Source organism: Flavobacterium sp. (assembly GCF_044377315.1).
In the GTDB taxonomy this organism is placed as follows: Bacteria; Bacteroidota; Bacteroidia; order Flavobacteriales; family Flavobacteriaceae; genus Flavobacterium.
Genome location: NZ_JBILJG010000027.1, coordinates 1 through 14,288 on the forward strand (window position 1 = coordinate 1; position 14,288 = coordinate 14,288).

Genomic DNA, 14,288 nt, shown 5'->3' on the forward strand with positions numbered 1-14,288 from the left:
TTCTCAAATCAATGTAGCTGACTTAAATTCAGGAGTTTATTTCTTGAAAGCTTCTTCTGAAAATGGAGTTGGAACTTCTAAAATTGTAAAAAAATAAACAATTTATTTTTTAATATATTTAAACCTGTTTGCTTTTGTAAACAGGTTTTTTTATTTTTTCTTGTTTTATAAAATTCTATGTCATTACTTTGCATTGTTCTTATTAATAATGTTTGTTATCACGAAAGCTGGAGAGATTAGACTCGATGAAAGCTTAGCAACCCTACAACTGTAGAAGGTGCTACATTCTATCTCGTTACACATAACGAGAACAGATAACCAAGAGAATTTTCTCTCAACTTTCACATTAACACTAAAATAATTTACAGAATTCCTAATTGTCATTTTCGACTTTTGGAGAAATCTGGAGCGAATGGCTTGCGCATTTTAGCAAACCATAATCCCGCTTTGCATTCCAATCTTTTCCTTTTTATAGAAAAAAGAAAAAGGATTTCCATTGCAATCGGGGCTAATTAGGTATCCATTTTTGTAAAATCAAGTTTCCAAAAGAACATTTTCTCAAATAAACTTAATTTTCTTAATGGTTTAAAAACAAAAAAAGCTTTGCGTCTTGGCGTCCCTGAATGACTGCCGCAGGTTTGCAAAAAATAAAATGAAACTTAGCGAGCTTAGTGAAAATCTTTGTGCGCTTTGTGGTTAAGAAAAACATTATGACAAAAATAACAGAAGCAATTAAAGAAAGAATTCTAGTTCTAGACGGAGCAATGGGAACCATGTTACAACGCAACAATTTCTCTGAAGAAGATTTTCGTGGCGAACGATTCAAAGATTTTCCACATCCTTTGAAAGGAAACAACGATTTGTTGTCCATTACACAACCCGAAGCCGTAAAACAAGTCCACCGTTTGTATTTTCAAGCAGGTGCCGATATTGTTGAAACCAACACATTTTCAGGAACTACAATAGGAATGGCAGACTACCACATGGAAGATTTGGTTTACGAGCTAAACTACCAATCAGCCAAAATTGCCAGAGAAGTAGCTGATGAATTTACAGACCGACCACGTTTTGTAGCAGGTTCTATCGGACCAACCAATCGAACAGCATCTATGAGTCCAGATGTAAACGATCCAGGTTATCGTGCTGTAACTTTCGACGATTTAAAAATGGCTTATCGTCAACAAGTAGAAGCTTTAATCGATGGTGGCTCTGACGTTTTATTAGTTGAAACTATCTTTGATACATTGAATGCTAAAGCAGCACTTTTTGCAATAGAAGAAGTAAAAGAAGAGCGAAACCTAGATATTCCAGTTATGGTTTCTGGCACAATAACAGATGCTTCAGGAAGAACGCTTTCGGGTCAAACAGTTGAAGCATTTTTAATATCCATTTCGCATATTCCATTATTAAGTATCGGATTCAATTGTGCACTTGGAGCTGACCAATTAAAACCTTATTTGAAACGTTTGGCTATGAATACACAATTAAATATTTCAGCACATCCAAACGCAGGTTTACCTAATGCTTTTGGACAATACGATCAAACACCATTAGAAATGCAAGCCTTAATTAGAGAATATCTAAAAGATAATTTAATAAATATAATAGGAGGTTGTTGTGGAACAACGCCAGAACATATCAAAGCAATAGCAGATGTTGCAATAGAATTCAAACCGAGAAAATCAGAATTAGTTGCAAATTAAAATTAGTGATAATCTCATTAATCCGTCAAATCTGTGTTTAAAAAGAAAACTCTTAATGAACTTAACTTTCTTAATGGTTTAAATAAAATTTTGTGCCTTTTGTGGTAAAATAAAATAAAAATGTCAAGAACAAACAAAATAAATTTACAGCTTTCAGGTTTAGAACCGCTTTTTGTTGATGAAAATTCAATTTACGTAAACGTAGGAGAACGCACCAATGTTACAGGTTCACGTAAATTCCTCCGATTAATCAAAGAAGAAAAATACGAAGAAGCACTTTCTGTTGCTCGTGAACAAGTAGAAGGAGGAGCACAAATCATCGATGTAAATATGGATGAAGGAATGTTAGATGGCATTTATGCTATGACCAAGTTCCTAAATCTAATTGCTGCTGAGCCAGATATTGCAAGAGTTCCAGTAATGATTGATAGTTCCAAATGGGAAATAATCGAAGCTGGATTAAAAGTTATTCAAGGAAAAGGTGTGGTGAATTCTATTTCACTTAAAGAAGGAAAAGAAGTTTTTATTCATCATGCCAAGTTGATAAAAAGATATGGTGCTGCTGTAATCGTAATGGCTTTCGACGAAGAAGGTCAAGCTGATACTTACGAAAGACGTATCGAAATTTGTAAAAGAAGTTATGATATTTTAGTTAATGAAGTACATTTTCCAGCGCAAGACATCATTTTTGACCCAAATATCTTTCCAGTTGCAACCGGAATGGATGAGCACAAATTAAATGCTTTAGATTTTTTCAGAGCGACCAAATGGATTCGTGAAAATCTTCCGTATGCCAATATTTCTGGTGGTGTGAGTAACGTTTCGTTTTCGTTTCGTGGTAATGACAAAGTGCGTGAAGCAATGCACTCGGCTTTTCTTTATCACGCCATCAAAAACGGAATGACCATGGGAATTGTAAATCCAGAAATGTTAGAGATTTACGATGAAATCGATCCAATTTTATTAGAGCATGTCGAAGATGTTTTATTAAATAGAAGAGAAGATGCCACAGAAAGATTATTGGATTTAGCCGAAACCTTCAAAGGCGATTTCAAAACCAATGAAAAAGCAATTCAAGAATGGAGAAATGGTTCTATTCAAGAAAGATTAACGCATTCATTAGTAAAAGGAATTGATGAATTCATAGAAATTGATGTCGAAGAAGCAAGAGTAAATTCAGAAAAAGCTATTGATGTTATCGAAATCAATTTAATGGCAGGAATGAATGTTGTGGGCGATTTATTTGGAAGCGGAAAAATGTTTTTGCCTCAAGTAGTAAAATCGGCTCGTGTTATGAAAAAAGCGGTTGCGTATTTATTACCTTTTATTAGCCCCCCAGCACCCAAAGGGGGAATAAAGAACTCTCAATATTGGGCGACCGCAAATCCTTATAATTATGGATTGCTTAAACAATTTGCTCTTGAAATGAGAAATAAACCAACAGAAGCAGAAAAAATGCTTTGGAATGTTTTGAGCAATAAAGGAATTGATGGTTTTAAATTTAGAAGACAACATATAATTGGTAATTATATTGCTGATTTTATTTGTTTAAAATCAAATTTAATAATTGAAGTTGATGGTAGTATTCATCAATTACCAGAAAATCAAGTTAGTGATGCTGAAAGAACAAAATGGTTACTTTCAGAAGGCTATAGAGTTATTCGTTTTACTAACAATGAAGTTTTGTTTAATATAGAAAATGTTATTCAAAAAATATCCGCAAACTTAGTAGCTCCCCCTTCGGGGGCGGGGGGGGCAGGAAAAGTCTTGATGGCAACTGTTAAAGGTGATGTACATGATATTGGTAAAAATATTGTTGCAGTGGTTTTAGGTTGTAATAACTTTGAAATCATCGATTTAGGGGTTATGGTTCCGCCAGAAAAAATCATTCAAGCAGCAGTTGAACATAATGTAGATATTATTGGGTTAAGCGGATTGATTACACCATCGTTAGACGAAATGGTTTATTTAGCTAAAGAGTTAGATAAATTAAATATCAAAATTCCAATTATGATTGGTGGTGCTACAACTTCTCGTGCACACACAGCGGTAAAAATTGCACCAGAATACAAAGAAACGGTTGTTCATGTAAACGATGCTTCTCGTGCTGTAACAGTAGCCAGTAATTTGTTGCAAGCCGAAACGAAAGAAGTTTATGTGAAAGCTATTCGAGAAGAATATGATAAACTTCGTGAAGGTTATCTAAGCAGAAGTCGTGACAAAAATTATCTTTCCATTGAAGAAGCTCGAAAGAATAAATTGCAATTAAATTGGGATAATTTCCATCCAGCAAAACCTAATTTCATTGGAACAAAAACCATAGAAGTTAAACTTTCAGAATTGGTAGCTTTCATCGATTGGACACCATTTTTTCAATCGTGGGAATTACATGGTAAGTATCCAGCGATTTTAAAAGATGAGGTTGTGGGCGAACAAGCTACTCATTTATTTGAAGATGCTCAAAAAATGTTGCAACAAATAGTTTCAGAAAAATGGCTAACAGCCAAAGGTATTCTTGGAATTTTTCCAGCAAACACAATTAATGATGATGATATTGAAGTACAACCTACAACCTACAACCTACAACCTACAACCTTTTTAACATTAAGACAACAATCACAAAAAACAGCAGGTTCGCCAAACATTGCTTTGGCCGATTTTATTGCACCAAAAGATTTTGGAAAACAAGATTATATTGGATGTTTTTGTGTAACAACAGGTTTTGGAGTAGATGAAAAAGCATCCGAATTTGAAAAACAATTAGACGATTATAATTCTATATTGGTAAAAGCACTTGGGGATAGATTGGCCGAAGCATTTGCAGAATATTTACATTTAAAAGTTCGTAAAGAAATTTGGGGTTATGCTTCTGATGAAAATTCATCTAATGACGATTTGATAAAAGAAGAATATAAAGGAATTCGTCCAGCACCAGGTTATCCAGCTTGTCCAGACCATTTAGAAAAACCAACCATTTGGAAATTGTTAAATGTAGAACAAGAAATAGGAGTGAAGTTAACCGAAAGCATGGCAATGTGGCCAGCAGCATCGGTTTCGGGATATTATTTTGCAAATTCTGAAAGTAAATATTTCGGAATAGGAAAAATAAAAGAAGATCAAGTAATAGATTACGCCAAACGAAGAGGAATTTCAACAGAAATAGCAAGTAAATGGCTTGCACCGAATATAGCAGATTAATAAATGGTTTTAGGTAGTAGGTGATAGGTATTTGGTAATAGAAGTCCAAACCTACAACCTACAACCTCCAACCTACAACCTAAAAAAAAATGAAAGTAACCCAACACATAGAAAACGCCCAAGGAAAACCCTTATTTTCTTTTGAGATTCTTCCGCCATTGAAAGGGCAAAATATCCAATCTATTTTTGATAGTATTGACCCGTTAATGGAATTCAAACCACCATTTATTGATGTAACGTATCATCGTGAAGAATATGAATTTAAAGAATTACCAAGTGGACTTTTACAGAAAAAAATTGTAAAAAAACGTCCAGGAACAGTAGGTATTTGTGCCGGAATTCAGAATAAATATTCTGTTGATGCAATTCCGCATATTTTGTGTGGTGGTTTTACCAAGGAAGATACTGAGAATTTGTTGATAGATTTAGATTTTCTTGGAATTGATAATGTGGTTGCACTTCGTGGTGATGCTTTAAAGAATGAAACCTATTTTAAACCTGAAAAAGAAGGAAACGAATACGCATCTGAATTGGTGACACAAATAAGTAATTTGAATAATGGAATTTATTTAGATGAAGATTTGAAGAATTCTGCCAAAACCAATTTTTGTATTGGTGTTGCTGGTTATCCAGAAAAACACATGGAAGCACCAAGTTTGGATAGTGATATTCATTTTTTGAAAGAGAAAATCAGAAATGGAGCCGAATATATTATTACTCAAATGTTTTTTGACAATAAAAAGTTCTTCGATTTTGTTGATAAATGTAGAATAGCCGGAATTACAGTACCAATTATTCCAGGTTTGAAACCTATTGCGACTAAGAAACAATTGAATTTGATTCCGCATCGTTTTTCACTAGAATTGCCTGACGATTTAATTATGGCTGTTGTAAAAGCGAAAGATAACGACCATGTAAAGCAAATAGGAATTGAATGGTGTATTGAACAAAGTAAAGAACTAGTTACTGCAGGAATTCCTGTTTTGCATTATTATTCGATGGGAAAAGCTGAGAATATTAAAGCTATTGCTAAGGTTATTTTTTAAACTGATTTTACAAAAGACATAACCTAACTAGCCCTGATACTTGAATTGTTTGAGCTCTCCCATTTTTGGGAAGCGAGTTCAAGTAGCAGGAAATGCGTAATTCAAAATGCCCGAGCCATTCGCTCCTAACTAAAAAAAGGAAACCCGATAATTATTACAATTATCGGGTTTTTAATTAGTTATAAAAATTTTATTTCAACATTTTTAATGATTGTGTTGCATACTCATTTGTTGGGTCTAGAGCAATTGTTTTGTTAAAATATTCTTTAGCTTTTGTTTTGTCCGTATTAGCGTAAGCTGCACCAATACCGTTGTAAGATTCGATAACTTTGGTTTTGTTTTTGGTGAATTCCTCGGTTCCTTTTTCGTTTACAACACGAAGGTATTCTTCGTAATATTTTATTGTTTCTGCATCATTTTCTAGCAAACTGTTTGTTCTTGCTTTGAAAAGATAAGCATCTTGAGTTGTTGGAGAAGCTTCAATTACGTTAGCAAAAGCTATGTCCGCTTTTTTCAATTCTTCAACATTTGGTTTCACTACATCTTTTTGTGTGTTACTGAAATACAATGAGTTACCTAGGTAAAAGTTGTCAAGTAAATAGTTTTTAGATTCTTTGTTTGTAACGGCAATTTCATAAATAGCAGCCGCTTGTCTGTACATTTTTTGAGAGTAAAAACCTTTTCCGATTTCGCTTAAATCATTAGTCATAGACGCTTCCATTTCTACAGATTTTTTCAAATCAGCAACTGCTTCAGAGAAAGCTGTTGGATCAACTGCTTTTGTTTCGGCATTAGTTCCTTTTTTCAATTTTGCCAACCCAAGATACATATAATCTCTTGCAATTACTTTGTTTTTAGGATTTTCAATAAACTCGTTAAGAGATTTTATGGCGGTATCAACATTTCCGTTTTCGTAAGCAGAATACCCTAAATAGCGTTTTATTCTTGGATTAACTTTGTCCAATTTTTGCATTTCGTTAGCTTCAACTTCTAGTGCTTTGTAGTCTTTTGCAAGTATTAAAAAGTCAGCGTGACGCATTCGTGAAGTCAAAGAATAATCTGTTAAATTCATGTATTTTTCGTAAGCTGGTAATGCTTTTTGAATGTACTCGTTGTATTTTTTTGGTTCGTTATTTGCCCAGTAGTAATACGTTTCAGCTATTTCTCTGTAAACAGGTCCATATGTAGCATTGGTTTTTACTACTTCGTCAAAAGCTTCAATTGCTTTTGTATAAGCTTTTGCTCCTTTTAATAGTACACCTAATTGCATTTTTGCTCTAATCAAACTTGCATCTGTAGCATAAGCGTTTCTGTATGCTGCATAAGCTTCATTTTGGTTTTTATCACCATAATAAGCGTCTCCAAGTGCTAATTGAACTTCAGCATTTGTTGTACTAATATCTTTAGCTTTGTTTAGATATTCAAGAGCTTTTTTGTAGTCAGGAGTTGTTGCATTTGTGTAAGCTTTACCAACATACATCAATTCTTCATATTCTTTTCTTTTTAGACCGCTAATTCCTTGAACAAAATTTGTAGTTGCACTAGCCACATCTTTATTGTTAAGGTCAATTTGGCCTAATCCAATACTGTTAAGTCTAGCGCCGTCTTTTGCAGTTAATCCTTTTTGAAAATAAATTTTAGCTGAATCTTCAATATTTTGTTTTAAATAGACTGTTCCCAACAAAAATGTAGCTTTGCCATTTGCTGGATTGGTTGCTACTAATGTTTTTAGCATTTTTTTAGCATCTTCGTATTTTTCTGCATCGATTGTTTTTTTTGCGGTTTCAAGATCTTGAGCTTTAACAGCTACTGTTGAAGTTAAAAAGGCAAAACATATTATGGCAATATTTTTCATTTCAATTTAATTTACTTATTTTCTTTTTCTAGTTTATTTCTAATAATAATATTTCTTCCTGGAATTTTGAATGGTAATAAGCCAGACTTCAATAGTATTCTTTGTCCAACTTCTCCAGCAATGAATGACGAAAACCCCATTCCTAGTCCTGAATAACCTTGACTATTGATTATATACAAATCGCGTGCCAAAGGATATGTTTTTTCTGCAAGGCTATTTTGAGAGGGGTAAATATACGAATTGCTTTTGGGATTTTTAACACTCAAAACAACAATATTTTCCAAATCGGGATTAGATTGTTCTATCCAGTTTAGACCTACAACTCCAATCATTCCATTGTTTTCTGATACATATTTTATTACCTCTTTATTAGTTTTGAAAGAATAAATATTTTTGTTTCTACTTTCTTTTATTCCCGCTAGACCATTTAAGTATCTTACTGAGCTTGAATTAGGATTATCAAAAACCAATCCCTTTATTTTAGTTGTGTTAGATTGTTTTAAGAAATCTGTAATTTCTTGAATAGTGATAAGTGAGTCATTAGTTTTTTTATTTATAATAAGCACAATAGCGTCTGTTGCAAACTGTGTTTGTTTAGGGTGTTTTTTATGTTTTACAATTCTTAATGAATCTCCAATCGATAATTTTTGTGATAAAACTGCAATTTGAATTGAGTCTTTCAATAAAGCATCTATTATTTCAATTTCAGAACTTGGAACTAGATTTATTGTTGCCTTGTATTGTGCTTCAAAAATTTGTTTTTGTTCTTCAAGAATTGGCAATAAACTTTCATCTACCATTACAGTTGAGTTACCTGTTAAAATGGTTTCTTCTTCTGTTTTTTTATTACAATTATATGTAATTGCAGTACTAAATAATAACGTAACAAAAACTAGTATCTTTTTCATATTATTCTTTATTTGATTCAACAAGGCGTACAAACCTAAAAAAGGAATACACAATTAATAAAACTCCAAAAGCGATTCTATATTGTGTTTCCATTTGCAAAGGAAGTTTTTTCCAGAAGATTATTAGTAAGCCTACTGTTAAATAAATCAAAAAAAACAGGATTCCTATAACGAGAAGAAATCGCTCTTTAGGCGATTTCTTCTTTATTTTACTTAAAATGTTATCAAACATTATTCAGCTCTTTGTAATTTTATAGGTAAGCTAAATTGCATACGAGCTTTTTTGCCGTTTTGCTCTCCTGGAATCCATTTAACCTTACAAGACTTTATTGTTCTAATGGCTTCTTTTCCAGTTCCATAGCCAACATCTCTCAATACTTTAATGTCGGTCATGCTACCATCTTTTTCTACTACAAATGTTACGATAACATTTCCTCCAGGAAAATCTTCATCATCAGGCATTTCAAAGTTTTTTCCAATAAAACTTCTAAATGCATCAACCCCACCAGGAAAATCAGCTTTTACTTCTATTCCTGCTGAATTATAGATTGTATTATCTTCTACAACATCTTTTGGACCGTTTCCTACTGGTTCAACAGTAAGTTCCGCATCTGGATCACCTTTAATATCTTCTTTTCCAAGATTTTTATCTTTGATTTCTTCAATTTTTGGAGGCTCTTCAGTAACATCTTCTGTTTTAGCAACAACAGGTTTTACAAACTTTACCTGATCCACTTTTGGAGGAGGAGGAGGAGGAGGAGGTAAGTTTTCTGGTGGTTTTTCTTTAGGAGGTAATTTTACCGTAGTAATTTTAGTATCCAAAGCTGCTTCATCATTAGCTGTAGCATTACCAATGAAATCTATAATTTTTGGTGTTGCAATAGCAATACTAAAAACTATTGCACCAATAATTAATGATCGATAAGACGTTTTGGCATTATCTTTACGTAATTCGTAAGCTCCATAACTTTTGTTACGTCCTTCAAAAACAATCTCTAACCATTGTTTTCCTAATAGGTCTAATTTCATAATTTTATCTTTTAAAATACATACGTATTTATTGATTCATTTTATCTGCTAATGCTTTTTCTTCGTCAGAAAATTCATTTACAATTGCATACGTTGGTACAGCGCATATTGCCATTTCATCTAAAATATCAACTAAATTTTTGTAGGTTGATTTTTTGGTAGGTTTGATAATTACAATTAAACCTTTTTTTGGATCTCCAATAGTTTCAGGTACAGATTTAACTCTTTTTAAAATCTCTAAACGAATACCATCTTTACCATGAACTGCATCTGCTGGAGCTCCTCCTGGTTCAGGAGTTGCTTGTAAACCATGAAACCATTTTATTTTATCATTGTCACCAAGGATAATGGTTAATGTTCTTCTTTGGTCAACTTTTACATCCAACTCTGGTTCGTCTTCATTGTTTTTATCTGGCAAACCTAAATTCATCGATTGAGGTTTAGATAAAGAGGTAGTCAACATAAAGAAGGTTATCAATAAGAATGCCAAATCCACCATTGCAGTAAGGTCAACTTTGGAGTTTTGTTTTTTACTCCTAACCTTGCCACCGCCTTTTTTGCCACCGCCGTCGCCGGTATTTAATTCAGCCATTTTGTGTCTTTTTTAAATATTAGTTTATTTAGTAGTTTTAGGTTTAGCACGTAAACCTGTAACTAAACTAAAGCTATTGATTTTTTGATCTTGAAGTATATCCATAATTTTTTTGATTTGAGGATATTCTTCTTTAGAGTCACCTTTTATAGCGAACTCTAGTTCTTTATCTGCCACTTCAATGTTAGCTTGACGTGCAGTATAAATCCAATCTTTTAACTGATTATTTAACGAATCTATTGGGATGCCTGGTTGAACACCTGCTTTGTTTCTATCAGCACTTTTTATTGCGATTAAACTTTTAAGTGATTCAATTGGTACACCAAATTCGTCTATTAATGAAAATTCATACTTTTCTTTATCAGTAAAAGTCATTCCATATTTTTGAGCCATTAAGTCAAGCGTTTTTTCTCTTACTTGTTTGCCTTTTACTCCAAAAAAGACTGCGTTTTTGCCATCTGACTTTCCAATAGAAAGTGTAGCTAAATCAGTATCAGGCAATTTTGTTTGAACAGTTGAGGCAGGCGTGTCAACGGGCATTGGTTCAGGAACTTTAGCCGTTGCTGTCAAAATGAAGAATGTAAGTAAAAGGAATGCAACATCGCACATTGCTGTCATGTCTATAGACGCTGCATTCTTTGACATTTTTATTTTTGCCATTTGTTTTTTTATATTATTTTGAAGCGTATATTGCTATACTATCAAAAGTTATTATTTTAAACTTCCTCTTAATCTTCTGTATGTATTAACGATTGCTGTTCCAGCTTCATCAATAGAATATGTTAAAGTATCAATTTTAGAGTTGAAGAAATTATACATAACAATTGCTAAAGCAGAAGTTGCGATACCAGTTGCAGTATTAATAAGTGCCTCAGAGATACCTGTTGCAAGAGCAGCTTGGTCAGGACTTCCTGCACTTGCTAATGCACCAAATGCTTTAATCATACCCGAAACTGTTCCTAATAATCCACCTAAAGTTCCTAAAGAAACTAATGTAGAAAGGATAGTCATGTGTTTTTCTAACATTGGCATTTCAAGGGTTGTAGCTTCTTCAATTTCTTTGTGAATCATTTCTGAAGCTTCTTCACTTGAGAATCCTTCTTTTTTCACATCTTGATATTTGATAAGAGCAGCTTTGATTGCATTTGCAACTGAACCTTCTTGCTTGTCACAAGCATCAATTGCTTCTTCAATATTTCCTTGACCAACGCTTGCTTGAATTTTTCTCATAAATGCATCAAGATTTCCTTTACCTGCTGCTTTTGATATAACTAAATATCTTTCTACTGAGAAAACGACAACCATTAATAGCATTCCAAGTAAAATAGGAACTATAAATCCTCCTTTATAAACCATTCCTAAGGTGTTTAACGGATGTCCTTTTTCTGGATCATTTCCTTCAAAGTTAGAAGGAGAACCCATTATGAATTGCCATACTAACCATCCCACAAAAATACATGCTAGAATAATGATTCCGGTTACCATTCCACCGCCATTTGAACCTTTGTCTTTTTTAACGTTTGCCATTTTTTTTTAATTTTAATAGTTTTTAATAATTTATTAGTTTTAGTTGTAAATAAACTTGAATAGGAGCAAATTTAATTTTTTAGTTTAAATAAAAAAACTTTTTTTGTAATTTATAACATTCTCTTAAAACTTATATTTTCATATAATTAATTTTATTGAATGATTGTTTTTTATAAAAAATGTTCAAAAGTTTGTGTTAATAAGTGATTATGTAATTTTATTCATTTATATAATAACGCGAATTTTGACATTAATTGTGTGCAAAACGACAAGTTTTTTTTTCTGAATCAACAAAAAATATCAAAATTCATTAATTTTAGAACACTTATTTAATATTCAAAATTGTTATCTTCGCTAAAATAAAGACTTCCTATATTATATAATCGATGACTCATAAAGAAGCATTCGCCAAACAAATAAAAGAAGGATAGACCACAAAACGTGAAAGAATTTTGCTTGATTCAGCCATTTTAGATGGCGAAACTGTAGGCGAAACTAAAGTAAAAATTCCATTAAAAACATTAGAAGTTATTGGGAAATAAGTTTTAAAAGTCGTTACAAGTGCTAGCTTTATTCGAGGTGCTTTTAGTGTTTTGATAAAGCTGTTGAAGAACTAAATCAATTGCAAAATCAAATAAAAATCAAATATTTATAATTATTAAAAAACGGTTTCTGTTTAAAATGAAAAACTATTTAATCCAAAAAAATCCTTTTGTAGTTCCAACGACTGATGGTAAATTGATTGAAGAGCATCATGGAATTCCAACAACTGAAAACAAAGAAATTTCAATTGCCCACATGATTGCGCCGCCAAAATGGAGTGAGCCTTTTCAAACCCCTGAATTTGAAGAATACACCTATATTATTTCGGGTAAAAAACAATTTATTATTGAAGGAGAAACTGTAATTTTAGAAACTGGTCAATCTATAAAAATTGAAGCCAATACAAGAGTTCAATATTCTAATCCTTTTGACGAACCTTGTGAATATATTGCCATTTGTAAACCTGCATTCGATTTTACAAAAGTGCATAGGGAAGAAAATTAGAAAGCAGTATTTAGTATTTAGCATTTAGTTTTTCTAAAATTAAATTTTCAATTTCTTCCGAATTCCATTTTTCTTGAATTTTGTCTATTTTCAAAATCTCTTCCATGATTTCATTTTGTCTATCACCTATGGCCAAAGCTTCTGAGTAAGGTTGTAAACTAAAAGTAACACGACTATAAAGCGGCATCCATTTTTCGGGATGTTTATCGGAAAACCATTTTTCAATTTTCTTTTGAAGTAAAAACTTTTCATCTGCCGTCTTGGAACTCATTTCCATGAAATTTCTTCTTGAAAGTTCAGCTATTGCATCGGCATTTGGTTTACGACTGTTTTCATATTCGTTTAGTAAGTTTGCCCAATCATCGCCAAACTTGTCTATCATTTGATTTAAAACGGTAATATCCTCAAATCCTGCATTCATTCCGTGACCATAAAACGGCACAATAGCATGACAAGCATCACCAATTAAAGCAACTTTGTCTGAATATGTCCACGGAAAACATTTCATGGTTACCAAATAACTGGTTGGATTTTTAAAGAAATCTTCTACTAAATCAGGAATTACATCTTTAGTATCTGGAAAATATTCTCCAAAGAAATTCACTAATTCTTCTTTTGTTTTTAATGATTCAAATGAATTTTCGCCATCATGTGGCATAAAAAGTGTGCAAGTAAAACTTCCATCCAAGTTGGCCAAAGCCATTAACATAAATTTTCCGCGTGGCCAAATGTGTAAAGAATTTTTATCTAACTTATGCGTGCCGTTTTCGTTGGCAGGAATGTGTAACTCTTTATAACCAATTTCTAAAAATTCTTGCGAATAATTAAACATACTTTGGCGTTGCATACGGTGACGAATTCTAGAAAATGCACCGTCTGAACCAAACGTTAAATCATAATCTTCTGTTGTCCATTCACCTCGTTCTGTTTCTCCAATAGAAATCGTTGCAGTTGTTAAATCGACATCCCAAACTTTTTGTTCAAACTTGAAATTTACGCCAGCTTGTTCGGCTAAATCTATCATTTTTTTGTTCAAAACGCCTCGCGAAAGCGAATAAATACATTCGCCATCTTTTCCATAATTTTGATAAATTAACTCACCATCTTGCTTGTGAATGGCCCTTTTATCTACAGGAATTCCAATTTTTTCAATTTCCTCACGTAGTCCAATATCTTCTAATGTTTTCCAGCCACGATTTGACATAACAAGGTTTATAGAACGGCCTGAAAAATTTATCTTTCTAATGTCGGCACTTCTGTCAAAAACATCAACTTGATGCCCTCTTTTTTTGAGGTATATTGCCAATAAAGTTCCTACTAAACCTGAACCTACAATGGCTATTTTTTTGGGAGTTTGCATTTAATTCGTATAAAGCGGTTTTG

General features: G+C 32.7%; 12 protein-coding genes and 1 riboswitch. Of the genes, 5 read left to right on the forward strand and 7 right to left on the reverse strand.

Annotated elements, in window-relative coordinates:
* Positions 1-7: 7 nt before the first annotated feature.
* The 4 genes from ACIQ66_RS09125 (at position 8) to metF (ending at position 5,947) form a co-directional block, all read left to right on the forward strand.
* Positions 8-97, forward strand: coding sequence for a T9SS type A sorting domain-containing protein (locus tag ACIQ66_RS09125; protein WP_396212526.1), 90 nt, complete (start codon positions 8-10; stop codon positions 95-97).
* Between the two features lie 115 nt (positions 98-212).
* Positions 213-321: riboswitch (SAM riboswitch) on the forward strand.
* 389 nt (positions 322-710) lie between these two features.
* Positions 711-1,703: a homocysteine S-methyltransferase family protein gene (locus ACIQ66_RS09130; RefSeq protein ID WP_396212493.1), complete on the forward strand. Its 993-nt coding sequence runs from the start codon at positions 711-713 to the stop codon at positions 1,701-1,703.
* 120 nt (positions 1,704-1,823) lie between these two features.
* Entirely contained in the window at positions 1,824-4,901 is a 3,078-nt protein-coding gene (locus ACIQ66_RS09135) for a vitamin B12 dependent-methionine synthase activation domain-containing protein (protein ID WP_396212494.1), read from the forward strand.
* Between the two features lie 89 nt (positions 4,902-4,990).
* A complete protein-coding gene (gene metF, locus ACIQ66_RS09140) occupies positions 4,991-5,947 on the forward strand; it encodes a methylenetetrahydrofolate reductase [NAD(P)H] (RefSeq protein ID WP_396212495.1) in 957 nt (318 codons plus the stop codon).
* A gap of 190 nt (positions 5,948-6,137) precedes the next feature.
* Here metF and ACIQ66_RS09145 read toward each other — a convergent pair whose 3' ends face one another.
* The 6 genes from ACIQ66_RS09145 to ACIQ66_RS09170 form a co-directional block, all read right to left on the reverse strand.
* Positions 6,138-7,802, reverse strand: coding sequence for a tetratricopeptide repeat protein (locus ACIQ66_RS09145; RefSeq protein WP_396212496.1), 1,665 nt, complete (start codon positions 7,800-7,802; stop codon positions 6,138-6,140).
* An 11-nt stretch (positions 7,803-7,813) separates the two neighbouring features.
* On the reverse strand, positions 7,814-8,710 hold the full coding sequence (locus tag ACIQ66_RS09150; protein WP_396212497.1) for a PstS family phosphate ABC transporter substrate-binding protein: 897 nt from the start codon (positions 8,708-8,710) through the stop codon (positions 7,814-7,816).
* A gap of 231 nt (positions 8,711-8,941) precedes the next feature.
* Complete coding sequence (locus ACIQ66_RS09155) at positions 8,942-9,739, reverse strand: energy transducer TonB (protein ID WP_396212498.1); 798 nt, start codon at positions 9,737-9,739, stop codon at positions 8,942-8,944.
* A gap of 28 nt (positions 9,740-9,767) precedes the next feature.
* The gene (locus ACIQ66_RS09160; RefSeq protein ID WP_396212499.1) at positions 9,768-10,331 is read right to left on the reverse strand and encodes an ExbD/TolR family protein; all 564 of its coding nucleotides are present in this window, start codon (positions 10,329-10,331) and stop codon (positions 9,768-9,770) included.
* A gap of 24 nt (positions 10,332-10,355) precedes the next feature.
* Positions 10,356-10,991 (reverse strand): ExbD/TolR family protein, encoded by a 636-nt coding sequence (locus ACIQ66_RS09165; protein WP_396212500.1) that lies wholly within the window; start codon positions 10,989-10,991, stop codon positions 10,356-10,358.
* A gap of 51 nt (positions 10,992-11,042) precedes the next feature.
* Positions 11,043-11,858, reverse strand: a complete 816-nt coding sequence (locus ACIQ66_RS09170) for a MotA/TolQ/ExbB proton channel family protein (protein WP_396212501.1) — start codon at positions 11,856-11,858, stop codon at positions 11,043-11,045.
* Positions 11,859-12,539: 681 nt separating this feature from the next.
* Here ACIQ66_RS09170 and ACIQ66_RS09175 point away from each other — a divergent pair.
* The gene (locus ACIQ66_RS09175; protein ID WP_396212502.1) at positions 12,540-12,905 is read left to right on the forward strand and encodes a cupin domain-containing protein; all 366 of its coding nucleotides are present in this window, start codon (positions 12,540-12,542) and stop codon (positions 12,903-12,905) included.
* Between the two features lie 10 nt (positions 12,906-12,915).
* Here ACIQ66_RS09175 and ACIQ66_RS09180 read toward each other — a convergent pair whose 3' ends face one another.
* Positions 12,916-14,265, reverse strand: coding sequence for an FAD-dependent oxidoreductase (locus ACIQ66_RS09180; protein WP_396212503.1), 1,350 nt, complete (start codon positions 14,263-14,265; stop codon positions 12,916-12,918).
* Positions 14,266-14,288 lie beyond the last annotated feature (23 nt).